Origin of the sequence: Rhodococcus sp. 06-418-5 (genome assembly GCF_002258285.1) — a bacterium.
Lineage (GTDB): Bacteria > Actinomycetota > Actinomycetes > Mycobacteriales > Mycobacteriaceae > Rhodococcoides.
In genome coordinates this window covers 188,133-202,916 of record NZ_NOYE01000016.1, presented here as the reverse complement: position 1 = coordinate 202,916, position 14,784 = coordinate 188,133, and the positions used below count along the sequence as shown (strand labels likewise).

The 14,784-nt window shown below is 63.2% G+C and carries 17 protein-coding genes; all 17 read left to right on the top strand.

Annotated features, from left to right (window positions below; genetic code table 11):
* Window positions 1-10 precede the first annotated feature (10 nt).
* The 17 genes from CH274_RS13230 (at window position 11) to CH274_RS13150 (ending at window position 14,774) form a co-directional block, all read left to right on the top strand.
* On the top strand, window positions 11-334 hold the full coding sequence (locus CH274_RS13230; RefSeq protein WP_094657706.1) for a hypothetical protein: 324 nt from the start codon (window positions 11-13) through the stop codon (window positions 332-334).
* Entirely contained in the window at window positions 335-721 is a 387-nt protein-coding gene (locus CH274_RS13225; protein WP_094657705.1) for a hypothetical protein, read from the top strand.
* Window positions 722-793: 72 nt separating this feature from the next.
* Window positions 794-1,366, top strand: a complete 573-nt coding sequence (locus tag CH274_RS13220; protein ID WP_094640275.1) for a phage tail tube protein — start codon at window positions 794-796, stop codon at window positions 1,364-1,366.
* Window positions 1,367-1,464: 98 nt separating this feature from the next.
* Window positions 1,465-1,818, top strand: coding sequence for a hypothetical protein (locus CH274_RS13215; protein ID WP_094657704.1), 354 nt, complete (start codon window positions 1,465-1,467; stop codon window positions 1,816-1,818).
* Window positions 1,731-2,186, top strand: coding sequence for a hypothetical protein (locus CH274_RS13210; RefSeq protein ID WP_094657703.1), 456 nt, complete (start codon window positions 1,731-1,733; stop codon window positions 2,184-2,186). Before CH274_RS13215 ends, CH274_RS13210 begins: the two co-directional genes overlap by 88 nt.
* Entirely contained in the window at window positions 2,179-5,733 is a 3,555-nt protein-coding gene (locus CH274_RS13205) for a phage tail tape measure protein (protein ID WP_143546554.1), read from the top strand. Before CH274_RS13210 ends, CH274_RS13205 begins: the two co-directional genes overlap by 8 nt.
* Complete coding sequence (locus CH274_RS13200; RefSeq protein WP_094657701.1) at window positions 5,730-6,584, top strand: hypothetical protein; 855 nt, start codon at window positions 5,730-5,732, stop codon at window positions 6,582-6,584. The genes CH274_RS13205 and CH274_RS13200 overlap by 4 nt, the downstream gene beginning before the upstream one ends.
* Entirely contained in the window at window positions 6,581-8,167 is a 1,587-nt protein-coding gene (locus CH274_RS13195; RefSeq protein ID WP_094657700.1) for a Gp37-like protein, read from the top strand. The genes CH274_RS13200 and CH274_RS13195 overlap by 4 nt, the downstream gene beginning before the upstream one ends.
* Window positions 8,168-8,191: 24 nt before the next feature.
* Window positions 8,192-8,920: a C39 family peptidase gene (locus CH274_RS13190; RefSeq protein WP_094657699.1), complete on the top strand. Its 729-nt coding sequence runs from the start codon at window positions 8,192-8,194 to the stop codon at window positions 8,918-8,920.
* Complete coding sequence (locus tag CH274_RS13185) at window positions 8,920-9,741, top strand: glycoside hydrolase family 19 protein (protein ID WP_094657698.1); 822 nt, start codon at window positions 8,920-8,922, stop codon at window positions 9,739-9,741. Before CH274_RS13190 ends, CH274_RS13185 begins: the two co-directional genes overlap by 1 nt.
* Window positions 9,741-10,208 (top strand): hypothetical protein, encoded by a 468-nt coding sequence (locus CH274_RS13180; protein WP_094657697.1) that lies wholly within the window; start codon window positions 9,741-9,743, stop codon window positions 10,206-10,208. The genes CH274_RS13185 and CH274_RS13180 overlap by 1 nt, the downstream gene beginning before the upstream one ends.
* Complete coding sequence (locus tag CH274_RS13175) at window positions 10,208-10,687, top strand: hypothetical protein (RefSeq protein ID WP_094657696.1); 480 nt, start codon at window positions 10,208-10,210, stop codon at window positions 10,685-10,687. Before CH274_RS13180 ends, CH274_RS13175 begins: the two co-directional genes overlap by 1 nt.
* A complete protein-coding gene (locus CH274_RS13170; protein ID WP_094657695.1) occupies window positions 10,665-11,141 on the top strand; it encodes a hypothetical protein in 477 nt (158 codons plus the stop codon). Before CH274_RS13175 ends, CH274_RS13170 begins: the two co-directional genes overlap by 23 nt.
* Window positions 11,138-11,473, top strand: coding sequence for a hypothetical protein (locus CH274_RS13165; RefSeq protein ID WP_094657694.1), 336 nt, complete (start codon window positions 11,138-11,140; stop codon window positions 11,471-11,473). The genes CH274_RS13170 and CH274_RS13165 overlap by 4 nt, the downstream gene beginning before the upstream one ends.
* 27 nt (window positions 11,474-11,500) lie before the next feature.
* Window positions 11,501-11,887 carry a hypothetical protein gene (locus CH274_RS13160; RefSeq protein WP_094657693.1) on the top strand — a complete coding sequence of 129 codons (387 nt, stop codon included), beginning with the start codon at window positions 11,501-11,503 and terminating at the stop codon, window positions 11,885-11,887.
* Window positions 11,877-12,935, top strand: a complete 1,059-nt coding sequence (locus CH274_RS13155) for a hypothetical protein (protein ID WP_094657692.1) — start codon at window positions 11,877-11,879, stop codon at window positions 12,933-12,935. Before CH274_RS13160 ends, CH274_RS13155 begins: the two co-directional genes overlap by 11 nt.
* Window positions 12,936-14,774 carry a hypothetical protein gene (locus CH274_RS13150; protein ID WP_094657691.1) on the top strand — a complete coding sequence of 613 codons (1,839 nt, stop codon included), beginning with the start codon at window positions 12,936-12,938 and terminating at the stop codon, window positions 14,772-14,774.
* Window positions 14,775-14,784 lie beyond the last annotated feature (10 nt).

The following is a 14,784-nucleotide window of genomic DNA, read 5'->3' as shown; positions in this document are numbered from 1 at the left end:
GGCACACAGCATGAAGACAATCCGATGGTCGCTCCACCGCGATGACTCGAAGATCAACAAGACCGAGGACTTCGAGGACGAGCATGCTGCGGCGCGTTACGTCGACACCGGCATGGCGACCTACGTCGACGACCCGAAGCCAGGGGTGGAACCGGACGCCCCCTCGGCTGACTCCACCGATGTTGATCTTCCAGACGCGAAGGCCGACGTCAGGGCCCCGGACACTGACGCCGGTGCGCCTGTACTGGACGGCCCGAACTCACTGTCCAAGCCCGGCCAGGGAGCAGACGCGAAGCCAGCAGCAGGGGCGAAGCCGAAACTGTCGGGCAGCTAGATGGCGTTCCCCGACGTACTGGCATTGCTCTGCGAGAGCATGTCTGCGGAACTCGGGGTACGCACAGTCACCGACCTGCCCCCCGATTTCACGCCGCCGATCATCCAGGTCGTCACCATCGACGACATTCCGCGGGACAAGCCGTTCAACGGTAGGCATTTGCGCACCACCGTCTCGGTCGACGTCCTGTACTTCGGATCGAAGTCCGGTCCGGATCCGTTGGCCCATCTCAGGGCGCTTGCCGAGCGAGGCAGCGGTTGGCTCAATGCTTGGCAGCCCAACGGGATCACCGTCGACGAGAGAACGCGTCCGGTCCGTCGTCCGGACTACAACCCGAAGTTCCTGAGGTACGGCGGGGTCGTCGACTTCGTCTGCAAGCCGATCTGACATCCACCACGTAAACAGCTCTGCACCAACAGGTTCAGGGCAACTTCGTCATGCCCATGAAAGGGGCTTGTAATGACATCTCCCTCTCCGTACGGCAGCGACGTTGCCCGTATCGGTGTTACCGGTGCACTGCGTTTCGGCGCGAAGGGTGCCGTCTTCCCGACCCTCATGTCTGCGTGGACGAGCACGTTCGCCGACGCAGGCTGGATCTCCGACGAAGGCATCACCGAGAACCGTGACGCCGACACCACACCGTTCGTGCCATGGCAGTCCAACTCGCCGATCCGAGTGGCGACGACCTCCGAGACCATCTCGTGGGAAACCGTCATCTGGACAACGAGTTTCGACACGATCAGCCTGTTCTACAAGGTCAAGGCCGAAGACATGGTCGAGACCGACGGTGTCGTCTCGTTCGTCGACGGCGACATCAAGGACCAGGACCTGCGGGCCTTCGGCATCGACATCATCGACGGCGTTTACGCCCGCCGATTCCTCGTGCCTCTCGGTGAGGTCACCGAGCGTGGTTCGCAGACGTACACCAAGGGCGAGCTGATCGGCTACCCGGTCACCATCACCGCGTACCCCGGTGCCGAGGGCTGGTCGGTCAAGCGCCTGTTCAAGGAGAACTGGGAACTTCCCGCGTAGTCGACGGCGGCGCGGGTTGTCCGTGGTGGGTCTTCACCCGCGCCGCTGTCTTTCATCATCCCTAGACCCACCACTTCGCTGAAAAAGAAAGGCCCACCATGGCTTTCGAAATCGACCTCGATGCAATCGCCGCCAAGCGTGAAGAGGAGATCGGATCCACGGACCGATTCCCGTTCGTCTTCAAAGGTGAAACCTGGCAGTGCCTCGACCCGCTGATCCTGACAGACGATCTGAAGGCAGAGCTGCAGGAACTCGACAACGACGACCTCGAGGGATACGTCCTGTTCTTCCTCGGTGAGGACCAGGCCCAGAAGTTCTGGGAGATGGGCGGCGGTTCGGCTCAGGTCGCGAACGCGCAGCGTTTGTGGGTCGAGCACAACACCGACGAGTCGGGGCCTACACGACGTACACCGTCCTCCAACCGCATGCAGAGGCGCTCGAAGCGGCGCTGATCGCCGAGTACCACTTCGACGTCATCGCCGCGTTCTGGCAGGGCGAGATCTCGATCCGACAGGTACGCGTCCTGAAAGAGCATCTGCCCGATGGCAGTGCCGTGCACCGGGCAGGGCTCGACGGCCAGTACTGGACCAACAACGAGGCGTTGCTCTGGGGGTTGTGGCACAAGCTCGACTGGCTCGATCAGCGGCTCGTGTGGACCAAACGTATGAAGCCGAAATGGCCGAAATTCAAGGCGTTCCCGTGGGCCAAGTCCGGCGCTGTGATCGGCGACCGCGGCAGCGCATCGAACGAAGCAGCGATCCGATATCTCGAATCGATTGCTCCCCCGAAGAAATCGAAGGGTGGTGGCCCGCATGGCTGACGACGGCGATACGGTCTGGCTTCCCATCCTCCCGAGCTTTCGTGATTTCGCGGGAGCATTGACCCGGGGCACGGCCGGCGCGGGGGAGCGCGCCGGCCGTGCCGTCGGCGAGGGCATCGCAGGCGGGATCGCCTCTTCGCGTGCTGCGGTGGAGAAGGCCTCGGCTCTGGTCGCGAAGGCACAGGACCGCGTCGCCGACGCAACGGGCAAACAGACTGTCGCGCAGGCGAAGCTGATCGAAATGCAGGAACGCGGCATAACCCGCGGTGGCCGGTACGCGGCGGCTCTCGAAGCTGTCTCACGCGCGAACCGTGGTGTGTCGGCCGCGACCCGCGCCGCACAGACCGCTACTGACCAGCTCACCGCTGCGGAGACCGCAGCGGAGTCGGCGACCGATGATCTCGGTGTCAGCGTCGAGCGGACCGGCGGCGGTCTCAAGAACATGTTCGGCGGACTCGGTGGCGGCATCAAGCAACTGGCGGGTCTCGCAGCTGGCGCAGCGGGCGTCTCCGGGGCGATGGCCGGTGTCGGCAAGGCGATGGCCAACCAGGCCGACTACTCCAAACTCGCAGCCGCGCAGGGCGCATCACCAGAGCTGGCCAAGGAGTACGGCGTCCGTGCGGGCAAGCTGTACGCCTCCGGACTCGGCGACTCGATGGCCGACGTCACCTCCGCGATCGACGCCGCGCAGTCCTCGTTCGCCACACTCGGATACGAGGGCGAAGCCAGCCTCGAGCAGGTCACAACCCGGGCCGTCAATTTCGGGAAGACCTTCGACACCGATGTCGACTCGGCGATTCAGACCGCAGCCCAGCTCGTGCAGAACGGACTCGCCGTCGACTCGACGCAGGCGTTCGATCTGATGACGACCAGCTTCCAGCGCGTTCCGAAGGCGATGCGTGAGGAACTGCCGGAGATCCTGCAGGAGTACGGCACCAACTTCCGGGCACTCGGTATCGAGGGCCCGGACGCCTTCAACATGCTCGTTGCCGCCGCGGGCAACGGCAAGTTCGCTCTCGACAAGACCGGTGACGCACTCAAAGAATTCACCATCCGCGGATCGGACATGTCCAAGGCCTCTGCCGACGCCTACGCCTCGATCGGTCTCGATGCACAAACGATGTCGAATGCTATCGCCACCGGCGGTGCCGTCGCCAAGGACGCCCTCACGCAGACTGCCAACGGCCTTCTGGCCATCGAAGACCCGTCGGCGCGCGCGAACGCCGCCATTGCCCTGTTCGGCACACCGCTCGAGGATCTGTCGATCGACCAGATCCCTGCGTTCCTGTCCGGACTCACCGGTGCCGAGAACGCCATGGCCGGGTTCGAGGGCTCGGCCGACGCCATGGGCGCGACACTGAATGACAACGCTTCGTCGAAGCTCGAAACCTTCAAGCGCGGAATGGAATCGACGTTCGTCAACCTGCTCGGCGACAACGTCCTGCCGCTGGTCGGCGACTTCACCGGCGCGCTCGACGAGAACGAGGGCTCCCTGATCGGGGCAGTCGCAGGTATGACCGGGCTCGGAGGCGCGGTCGCTGGATTCGAGACCGCCAAGGGCGTGTTTGATTCCGTCGGCGAAGGGGTCACCTCCGTCAAGGACGGATTCCTGTCGGCGAAGGAAACCGTCACCGGCGCGATCGATTCCGTGAAGTCCGGCGCATCTGCCATCAAGGATGGATTCGGCGCGGCGAAAACCGCTGTCTCCACTGCCGCTACGTCGGCGAAGTCTGCGGCAACCGCGGTGGCGTCCGGTACTGCAGCCCTCGCCTCGAACACCGCTGCGTGGGCGGCGAACGGTGCAGCTGCGGCGCGCGCCGGTATCTCGTATGTCGCACAGAAGGTTGCTCTCGTAGCGAGTACGGTCGCGACCGCGGCGGCTACCGCCGCACAGTGGCTGCTGAACGTCGCGCTCTCCGCGAACCCGATCGGGCTGATCATCGCCGGTGTCACAGCACTCGTCGCCGGCTTGATCTGGTTCTTCACCCAAACGGAGATCGGGCAGAAGATCGTCTCCGCCGCGTGGGATGCAATCCGCGCCGGCTGGGACTACATGTGGAATCTCGTCTCGACCGGCATCACCGCGTTCGGAACTGCCCTCGGGTGGATCGGCGAGAAGGCCGGCCAGGCCAAGGACTGGGTTGTCGGCAAGTTCGGAGAGCTCGTCGGATTCGTGACCGAACTTCCCGGACGCATCACCTCAGCGGTGTCGGGAATGTGGGACGGCATCACAGAGAGTTTCAAAGCCGCCATCAACTGGATCATCCGCAAGTGGAACGACTTCCAGCTGGTGATCGGCGGCGGAACTGTGCTCGGTGTCGACATCCCCCAGATCACCCTCGGCACACCGAACATTCCGATGTTCCGGGACGGCGGCAAGCTTCGCGGTGCGGGAACTGGAACATCCGATTCGATGCTCATCCGCGCGTCGAACGGCGAGTTCATGACCCGCGCCAGCTCGGTGACCCCGGAGACCTTGCCGATCCTCGAGGCAATCAACGACGGATGGGTTCCTTCGGCTGACTTCCTGCATTCGATGGTCGGCGGATTCGGTTCACTGATCGGATCCGGCGATTACACCGGAAACGTCCTCGGCCAGGAGGAAGACTCGGCTCTCGTCGACGCGATCCTGCGTGGCCGTGAACTTCTCGGGTTCGCCGAGGGCGGCCTGATCTCCACCGAGGCGCTGCGGGACTTTGCCCGTGGTGTCGATGGCAAGCCCTACGAGTGGGGCGGCGTCAACTGGGGTGACTGCTCCGGCGCTGTCTCGGCGATCGCGAACTTCGCGACCGGCCGCGATCCGTTCGGATCTCGGTTCGCCACAGGCAACGAAGCCGAGGAACTTGCGGCTCGCGGATTCGTCCAGGGCAAGGGCAGCGCTGGGGATCTGCTCGTCGGATTCAAGAACGGCGGACCAGGTGGCGGCCACACCGCGGCCACTCTGCCGACGGGTGAGAACTTCGAGATGGGCGGCGCATACGGCCAGGGCAAGTTCGGCGGCACCGTGGGTGGCAACGATTCGCAGTTCACCGATTTCTGGCACCTGCCGGCGTCCGCTTTCACGGGCGGCAATCCGGCACCGGAGGAACTCCCGGCCAGCGCCTCGGGCACGGCCGATGCCGGACTTGAAGCAGCGGGGTCGGCGTCGTCCGGAGCAGCGTCGGCTGCAGCATCTGTTCCGTCATCGTCGGCGTCCTCGGGTTCGGGTGCGTCGTCGATGTCGTTGTCGGACTACGCCGGTCAGACGGCGTCGGACTTCGCCAGCGGCACGGTCAAGGACACGCTCGATTTCTTCGGGTTCGGCAAGCTCGCCGACCTCCCCATCATCCCGGTCGCACAGCCCTCTCCGGATCTGGCTGCGCAACCGACCGCGGTAGGCGGCAGTGATGGCAGCGAGTCGCTCCCAGCAGGTGGAGGAGGGGGTCCGTTGATGCAGTTCGGCGATGTCACCACCTTCAACCTCGAGGAGTTCCTCGCGATGTTGCGGCAGGAAGCGAATCGGCTGGTTCGTTCCGACGCTGTCTCGACCTCCGGGTGGGGCGGATGATCGGCCCGAGCAAGTCGATCATCCATTACGTCTCGCCCGGTGGCATCGTCATCCCGCTCTCGGGACACGGTGTCATCGGCGAGCCGGGATTCTGGATCGGCAACGGCCCGGACGGTCTCGGCCATATCGATGTCGACTCATTGTTCGATTCAGGTGCGCTCGATGAGGGTGAGGACTACGTCGGCGGAGTCGTCGACCACGCCGAACTCGATATCCCGATCCACATCCTCGGGGAGTCGAACGCGGACTTTCAGCGGCGCAAGGAGTTCTTCAAGGCGCTGATTCCTCGCGACCGGCAGGGCTGGCTCTGTGCGTTCACGGAGTCGACCGGGTGGCGAATGCTCGCTACCCGGCGCGGTTCTTTCAAGCCCGCGTTCGGATCCGACCCGGCAATCGCACGGGGCGCGACGTACGACACGGTGTTCATCGCCGACAAGCCGCACTCGCGAACCAAAGACGACGAGGACTCGTGGCAGAACAAGACCGGTGCCGGGTCGGGGGTGCTCTACCTCTATCCAGGTCCTGAAGCGCCGGGGTGGCCGAAGTTCGTGTTCACCGGACCAGGTCGTCTCCGACTGATGTACGAGGGCATGGACGTCACCATCCCCGTGACCTTGGCTGCCGGCCGGGAAATCTTCATCGACACCGACGAGCGCGTTCAGACGATCCGTGAACGCGCATCGACCTCAGCTGATCGTGGGCGGAATCTGTGGGGGTTGATGAAGGCGCAACACTTCCCGAATCCCATTCCGAGAGGGGTGGTCTCACGTATCCGATTCCAGGTCGCGGGGGCATCGACTCAGACGAAACTGTGGGCGACGGTCCCTCAGCGTCATGAGGGATTGCTGTGAGCCGCGAGGCTTACGCACAGTTCCAATCCGAGGCAGACGAGGACAAAGAGCTATACGGAAACCCGAAGCCGGGAATCCGGTTCATGTCCAAGTACATGGAGCTGTTCGCGCGCTGCGGTGACTTCCGCGAGATCAAGTTCAACGACAAGTCGAACGTGCCGGGATCGCTGACCATGACGGTGCCGGACAACGAAGTCTGGGAGGAGTACTTCTACGGGCAGTCGCAGTATGCGGTCCGCCCGATCGTCGTCGACCTTCCCGGGTATCAGACAGTCTGGTTCACAACGACGTTCGCGCGGGTCCAGGACCGGCGTACCCGTAAGAAGTTCATCCAGATCGTCGCGGTTTCACCGCTTGAGTTCTTGAATTGGGTACGGATTTTCCCCAACGCTTGGTTCCCCCCGGAGTTCCAGTGGCCGAAGGAATGGAGCGGTTTCGCACCGGCGGCAACTTTGCTGTCGATGGCCCTGACGCCGAACCTGATTCGGCTACAGGCCCCCCTCTGGTCGATCCCTTCGGGGGATCTTCTCGACCCGCAGACGTACAACCTGTTCCGCAATGCGATGTGGCCTCTGATGGTCAACCCTCGCAAGAAGGGGCTGTTCGACGGCACACCGTGGACCGCGGGTGTCGCGCGGATGGACAAGTTCATGGACTTTGCACAGGACGTGTGTAAGACCGAGAACCTCGAGATGACGATGACATGGTTCAACCCGGGCGAGCATCCGCAACCGTTCCCCGAGTTCGTCACTCTGACTCGTCCGACGATGGTCGTCGACTTCGTGCCGATGGGTGATCCGCTTGCGTTCGAGGGCAACGCTGTCGGCGGTCTCATCCGCACCGGCATTGCGATGGCGAAGGACGCGATCGAGTGGATCACGTACCCGATCCTGAATCCGAACGATCCCGACCCGGAGCTCGAGGGGATCCCGGTCTATCGGAACGGTCAACATTCGACGATCGATCACGGCGAAGAGGTCACCCACATTCCCCTCGCCACGAGGGCGACCGTAGGTGGAAAATCTCCCGACTGGCTAAATCAAGCGATTGTTACCGGCGCTAACCTTTTGTTGGGCGTAATCTCCTCTGCCGCATCGTCGATCATCCCCGGGTTCCCGGTGCTCCAGCTCGGCATCTTCGAGGATCAAGTCAAGGACGTCGTCATGGCGTTCCACTCCCAGGAAGACCTGCGGCTCGCGAAAGAGGCTGGGCCGTGGCGATTCCGGGAGGCGTTCGGAGAATCTTCGGTCACCGGGCTGTCACTGAACGCGTACGCGTCAATGAAGACCACTCTGTTCGATCACCGCGGGTACGTGTCGCAGTCGGTCGAAGTGTCAAACGGCGCACCGTATTACGTCGGCCGCGACCTGAAGAAGGGCAAGCCCTGCGGGTACGAGACCCCGTCAGGGAAGATCCGCGTCGAGAAGCTCACCGAGATCAGTTACGAGTACTCCCGAACTGTCCGTGGCCGCTTCACGTTGCAGATCGGATCCGGTGAGGCAGAACGCGAACCGGGCCAGTTGGCCCTCGGAAAAATCCGCAAGATCGGTAGCTGGCTCACACGCGTCGCGCTCGGCGCATAGAACCAATCGAACGAAGGAGAAGATATGGCCGACATCATTCTGCCTCACAATGTTTCGATCATCCCGCAGGAGACGAGCTACTGGTGTGGGCCTGCATCGTGCCAGGTCGCATTCGACATCCGCGGTATCAACTCCACCGAAGCCGACCTCGCACGCCAGCTCGGCACCACGCGCAACGGCACCAGCCACATCGGTCTGATCACCGACCTGCTGAACCGAAACGTTCCCGCGGACTACATCACCCGTCAGATCCCCGGAAACGACGCTACGCAGGCGCAGAAGGATCTGCTGTGGAAGGACGTGCAGGCCTCGATCCTCGGCGGGTACGGCGTCGTCTGCAACGTCGTCGTGCCGCCGTCGAACTACCCGCGCGGTACCCGCGGTGAGAAACCGGCCTACGCAGGTGGGACGGTGTACCACTACTTCACCGTGGTCGGGTGCAATCCCGACACCCGTGAGGTCCTGGTCGCCGACTCCGGGTTCCGCCCGTTCGAGTACTGGATGTCCGTCGACCAGCTCGCATCGTGCATCGCGGGCAAGGGCTACACGGCAACACCGAACGAGAAGCCCGTGCAGCCGGCACCGCCGGTGGATACGCGCTCGCCAGCTGACATCGAACTCTCGAAGCGATTCCAGTCACGGTCGAAGTACCGCACGAACGACGACGCGATCGACACCCTCGCAGGGTTCATCCTCAACACCGACGGCCGAATCCACGAGCGATCCGTCGAGCGTCAGCGCGGAGAGCAGTAGTGGTCACCGCAGCAGCGATGCATCGCGCGTTCGACGGGGCGAATTCGGTAGGCCGGTACGCAGCCCTCGCTCCGTCGTTCAACGAAGCAATGCTGCTGGCCGAGATCACCACCCGCAACCGCGCGGTGATGTGGTTTGCCCAACTCGGCCACGAGTCGATCGGGCTGTCGGCGTTCCGTGAGCTGTGGGACCCGACCCCCGATCAGCGCACGTACGACGGCCGCATGGGCAACGACCAGCCGGGGGACGGATTCCGCTATCGCGGCCGCGGTGCCATCCAGATGACCGGCAAGAACAACTACCGCGAGTGCTCGAAGTGGGCGCACGCCCGCGGTGCTGTCCCGACGCCGACGTACTTCCTCGACGACCCCGCGGCCGCCGAGCGTGACGAGTACGTCTTCCTCCCGGCCGTCTGGTACTGGACGACCCAACGAGAACTCAACGGCCTGTCCGACCGCCGCGACCTGATCGGCGCGACTCGGGCCATCAACGGCGGCACCAACGGACTCGACGACCGTCAGCGCCGCTACGCCCTCTGCGACTCCATGGGAGACGCACTCCTACCCGAGAGGATCACCACCATGTCGTACGCCGACGACGAACTGACCAAGAAGTTCGCGAGCCGCTCCAAGTACCGCACCACCGAAGATCCCATCGATACCCTCGCGGGCTTCGTGCTCAACACCGACGCCCGGATACACGAGGAGTTCGTCGAGCGCGAGGCGGCCAAGGGCCAGCAGTGGGCGATCGACCTGGTTCGCCGCGAGGCGGACAAGGGCGATGCCGGGGCGAAGGCCGCACTTACGAAGGTGGGGAAGTGATGGCCGATAACGCGATCGACATCATCACCCGGAACGTCACGGCCGAGATCACCGCACGGTTCGAGGGCGCGGTGGCCCAGTTCGATGCAGAAGTGGTCGCGGCTCAGGCCAGAGCTGACGCCCTGTTTGCACGCCTCGAGGTCGAAGGGCAGCGCCGAATGGACGAGCTCTTCTCGAAAATCCCTACCGCCGCCGTCATAACCGAAGACGGTGACTTCGACCCAGTCGGGTGGATCAAGTCGCAGGCGAAGTCGAGGGCACTCCGGACTCTCGTTCAGGGTGGTCTCGCAGCGGTCGTCATCGCATTCGTGACCGCGGTAGTCCAGCAGGTCGCCGACCCGAACTTCGACTTCACCGAGTTCAGTGACTGGAAAATCGCGATCGGCCTCGGTCTCGGCGCGGTAGGCACCGCGGCGAGTTCGTATCTGCAGAACAAGTTGGCGATCAAACCGCCGAAGGTGCAATAGTGCCGGGGCAGGGCGAAGCGGACGTATATCTGCCACCGTTCCGCGCCGCCGTACTCGCGTTCTTCCTCGGTACCGCCTTCATCGTCGGTGGACCCGACCGAATTTCAGGTCCTTCCTACGCAACACTTCGCCAATTTGGTGGCGAGATCATCTGGGGCATCGGCTTCCTCATGGTCGCGGTCATCCTCCTCGCGGCGTCCAGGTTCTCGGCTCGGGTCCTGTTTCACGCGTACATGGCCGCGGCAACAGGGTATGCACTCTTCGCACTCGCAGTGCTGGATGCTGCGCGGCAACTCGAAACGGGTGGACTGACCGGCATCGTCGTCTACACCTGGGTTGCATGGATTCACATCCTCGCTGCCGCCGCGAACAGTCGCGGCCGCCTCGCATTCGCACTCCTCGCCCTTCACAACCGGGTGGCGGCTCTACTCCACTTTCCCGATCGAAGGGACTCAGATGCAGCCGCTCGTCGTACGTAGAGCGGGCTCCTTCGAGAAGGCCACTTTCGGGCTCTCGATGTGGATCGGCATACTCGCTGTCGCAACACCATTCGAGATTTCGTCGGCACTCGACCGAGCATGGCCGACGGGATCGAACTTCTACTTCGCCATTATGGGGTTAGGTGGTCTCGGCGGGTTGATCGCGACGTGGAACTCGAGCCGGTCACGTACACCCCATCAGATCCGCCAGGAGACGTCAGCGGAGATCACATCGCTGGCGATCATCGGAGTCCTGTGGTTCGGGTACGGGATCGCCGCGTTCGCGTTGGGGACCCGCGCGATGACCGCCGGGAGCATGGGCGCGACGATCACCGTCGCTGCGGGGCTACGGATCTGGAACATCGTCCGAGACCGTCGCAGAATGAACCGCGCCTTGATGATTCCCCGACCCGCAGATCCGCCGGCGTTGGCAGAGGGTGAGGGTGATCGATGACATGGCTCGACACTGTCCTGAAAGTCTTCTCGGTGATCACTCCACTTGCGGTCGCAGTGTTAGCTGCGCAGCTGTGGATGATTTCGTCGCAGAAACGGAAGGTCAATGCTGACGCAGGCAACAGTGAGGCATCAGGTGCAGCAACACTTTCCGCTGCTGCGCTGACCCTAATTTCTCCATACAAGGATCAAGTGAACGACCTCGTGGCGACGGTCAAGCGGATGGAAGAGTTCATCGACTTGCAGGTCGATTGGGAACTTCTCGTCGTGCAGACGTGTCGCGACGCCGGCGGACCGATACTTCCGCCACCTCCGACCCGACCGCGGTTCTGATCTCTTCGATTCACGATAGGAAGTGGCATGCCGGAACCGAAGTTCAAGGCGACTGATCCAGCAGTAATCGATCTCGGAAAGTTCCTTGAGGCGGCCCCTCTGTCGAACGGGACCGTTGCGAACCTGCCCGGCGGACAGAACGGCGTCACGAACGTTCTGGCGCAGGCCATCCTGAATTGGCAGGCCAATGTGGTCTATGACCAGGGGGAGTGGGTCTCACGTCAAGACGTCGAGAACACACCCGACTTCGGTGAGGTCGAGGTCCGCACGATCGGGCAGGACGAGGCGTATCGCCTGATGCACCGTGCCACCGGAATCGTCGCGCTCGAGGAAACCCGCGACATGGCGTGGCGGTCATTGAAGGAAAAGGTTCGCGCTCATGCGCGTGTGAAGGGGGATTCCGATGGCGACTGACCCGATCGAGACGATCAACGTCGATCTCGAGATCATCGGGATTCCGCAGGCAGCAGGCATGCCGCCGATGACGGACACGTATCTGCATGTTCGGCGTCGTCAGGACGGTTCGGCGCAGCAGGCGAAACTCGGCCTGCCTGCGTACCAGGGTGGGCCCGGTCCAGCGGGGATTCCGGGTGCCATACACAAGGGTGACAGGTCCACCTCGCAGCTTGTGGCGCTGCAGTCGACGCTCGGTGTGGATCAGCTGAACTGGTCTTACCGCAACGTGGACAACAACTCTCAGTACGTATGGGACGGCTCCACGTTCGTCGTGTACCAGAACGCGTACGGAGCTCGAGGTCTTGTCGGACCTGCGCCTGTGCTCCAGCCTGGCACGGTGAAGTACGACGGCGTCGTCGAGGGCGATGCGGTCATGGAGGTCACCGGACCGGACGGTGGCCCGTATGCGATCCACCTCGATCTGCCTGAGCCGCCGCAGGGTGAGCAGGGCGATCCCGGTCCGTCGGGTCCGATCTACACCTCCGTCGATGTGGTGGGCACGCCGACGGAGGGCCAGTCGCTGCGGCACCAGACTTCCGACAACAAGCTCCATTGGTACAACCCTCCGACGGCGATCGAAGAATATGTGGTGCCGCCGAACGGTTTCCCGGCCGCGTTCACCAAGGCCTCGACGGACACGCGTGCGCAGCTCGTCGCGATCACCATCCCGGCGAAGACGTACGCATACCGGTTCGACTTCGCCGGCGGCGTCGACGTCCAGGCGAAGACCGGTCACCAAATCGACATCGAGATCCGCAGAGACAACGCGACATCCGGCGAGATCGTCGGCTACGGCAAGGGACAGGACGGCGAGGGCTGGCGAGAGGTCGCGTTGCGCGCGCACTCCGACGTTGCGATCCAGCCCGGCTCGACGGAAGGAGTGGTTCCCGTGAACACTGCGACGACGCTGTACGTCACCGCTGTCAAGAAGGTCGGCAACCTGCTCGGCTGGGGTGTGCGCCCGGACCTCGCGCAGCTGCGGATCCGTCTGACCCGGGTGGTGTAGGTGTCGCTCGAGGTCGATCCGTGGGGCGGGAACGAAAGCTACGAGCAGTATCCCTCGGATCGGTACGAACAGAACCTACCCACGTTCTACTCCTCAGGTGAAGCACTCGACGCCTACGGCAACCGCGGCGACCTCAAGTCGACGCAGGAGGCCGCTGATCTGGTCTTCGGTGCGATCTTCGAGGGAACCGCGGGGAAGACCTCGCTGCCCGCGACGATGCTGGACATGTTCGGCGGCAGCCTCGATTCTTTGCAGAGCTTCATCGAAGACGTGCCGATTCTCGGCGACCTCGCCGAGATCTTCACCGGCAACCCCGACAGTGACCTCAACGATATCGGTTCGTGGGTCAACAACATCCTGAGCTTGCTCGGTCTGTCGAAATCTCAGGCCGCCACGCCTGGACTTGATCTCGTCGGTGCGGCAACGGATTTCATCCAGAACATACTCAATCCGACTGGACAGCTGACGAGCATCGGTGTCGTCAACGAGAAGATCGCAGCGTCACAGGCTCTCGCTCTCGCGGCTGTCGGTGCGCAGGGCGTCAAGGTCGAGGCCGTGAAGGCGTCGATGATCAGCATCCAGGATGGACTGCCGCTGCAGAAGTTCTCGCACTCGATGACGAACTCGGAGATGACGTTCGACCGGGACATGTTCATCGTCGAGACTACGGCTACCGCAAACGGAACCGTCTCGTCTACCACGGGTCAACCGAATACGAGCGCAGTCGAAAATCACACGCACACGATCGGTTCGCGAATACACGCGCACACCTTTTCCATCGGGCAACTGCAGACGGTACCGAAGGACACCGTGTACGGCGGGTTCATCCGTACGTCGTGGGGTGGGCTGAGGGAATCGTTCACCTACGCGGTCGGTGCTGGCAGCAGCCCCTGCTCGCTTGAGGTTGTCGTTTTCCAGATGAGCAGGGAGGAAGGGACCGCGGGCCAGATCACCTGTCTGTGGGCCTCACCTGATCAGACGCCCATCATCGGAAACACTCCGGGGGAGTTCACTCCGGACATCCCCGAGGGGCTCATCCTGCCCGATCGTACCGACCTGTTTCTCGCGATTCACCAGTACGGCACGGGCAATGCCCGGCAGGTGTGGGGGATTAACATCGGCGGCCCGGACCGCCAGGGTCTGCTGTATCCGGCGAAGTCGATGGGGCGATTCGGATACTCGAGCAAGCTCGTCGAAGGCAACACGTTCGAGGCGGGCGCGCTGTTGTTCGACACCACGTTTAAGCCGTGGCTCGGTATCGGACCTTCGCTCAACATCCCGCTGCCGGGATTGGTCGTGATCTTCGAGCCGTTCGACGACAACGTCATTCCGCCCACTCTGCAGAAGAGCTTCTTCGGGCAGCCGGCACGGATCGTCGACGGCAACTTCGTGTTCTCCGGGACCACGGACGGCGAAGCGCTCTACACAGCGACCACGACGATGAATCGCGACAACCACTTCGTCGAGGCGGGTATCGCGATCCCGGTCACTGCCCAGCCGCAGCGGCTCTACGTCCGTAGCGGTGTGGCGTTGAAGGTGAACAACACGGGCGTCTCGATTCAACGTGGCAGCTCGGGGACCGTACTCGCGACTGCGGCCGTTGTCCCTGCAGTCGGTGACGTACTGCGTCTGATCGCGAACGGAAACGTCTTCACCGTCAACAAGATGAACGGTGAGACCGTGGTCGCGACGCTCTGCCAGTACGTCGATACCGCGAACGCGATACCGAAGGGCTCGAGCAACAGACTCGTCCAGTTGTCTGCGAGCCGGGCCTTCCCTGGCGTCAATTCGGGCGGCTGGACGTACTTCCGCGCACAGGACATTCCCGACCCGGAGTAGAGGGGAGCGA

Excerpts from the sequence above, each read along its gene's own strand:
- CH274_RS13230 (WP_094657706.1), top strand. The coding sequence starts at position 11 with ATGAAGACAATCCGATGGTCGCTCCACCGCGATGACTCGAAGATCAAC.
- CH274_RS13225 (WP_094657705.1), top strand. The coding sequence starts at position 335 with ATGGCGTTCCCCGACGTACTGGCATTGCTCTGCGAGAGCATGTCTGCG.
- CH274_RS13220 (WP_094640275.1), top strand. The coding sequence starts at position 794 with ATGACATCTCCCTCTCCGTACGGCAGCGACGTTGCCCGTATCGGTGTT.
- CH274_RS13215 (WP_094657704.1), top strand. The coding sequence starts at position 1,465 with ATGGCTTTCGAAATCGACCTCGATGCAATCGCCGCCAAGCGTGAAGAG.
- CH274_RS13205 (WP_143546554.1), top strand. The coding sequence starts at position 2,179 with ATGGCTGACGACGGCGATACGGTCTGGCTTCCCATCCTCCCGAGCTTT.
- CH274_RS13200 (WP_094657701.1), top strand. The coding sequence starts at position 5,730 with ATGATCGGCCCGAGCAAGTCGATCATCCATTACGTCTCGCCCGGTGGC.
- CH274_RS13190 (WP_094657699.1), top strand. The coding sequence starts at position 8,192 with ATGGCCGACATCATTCTGCCTCACAATGTTTCGATCATCCCGCAGGAG.
- CH274_RS13180 (WP_094657697.1), top strand. The coding sequence starts at position 9,741 with ATGGCCGATAACGCGATCGACATCATCACCCGGAACGTCACGGCCGAG.
- CH274_RS13170 (WP_094657695.1), top strand. The coding sequence starts at position 10,665 with ATGCAGCCGCTCGTCGTACGTAGAGCGGGCTCCTTCGAGAAGGCCACT.
- CH274_RS13165 (WP_094657694.1), top strand. The coding sequence starts at position 11,138 with ATGACATGGCTCGACACTGTCCTGAAAGTCTTCTCGGTGATCACTCCA.
- CH274_RS13160 (WP_094657693.1), top strand. The coding sequence starts at position 11,501 with ATGCCGGAACCGAAGTTCAAGGCGACTGATCCAGCAGTAATCGATCTC.
- CH274_RS13155 (WP_094657692.1), top strand. The coding sequence starts at position 11,877 with ATGGCGACTGACCCGATCGAGACGATCAACGTCGATCTCGAGATCATC.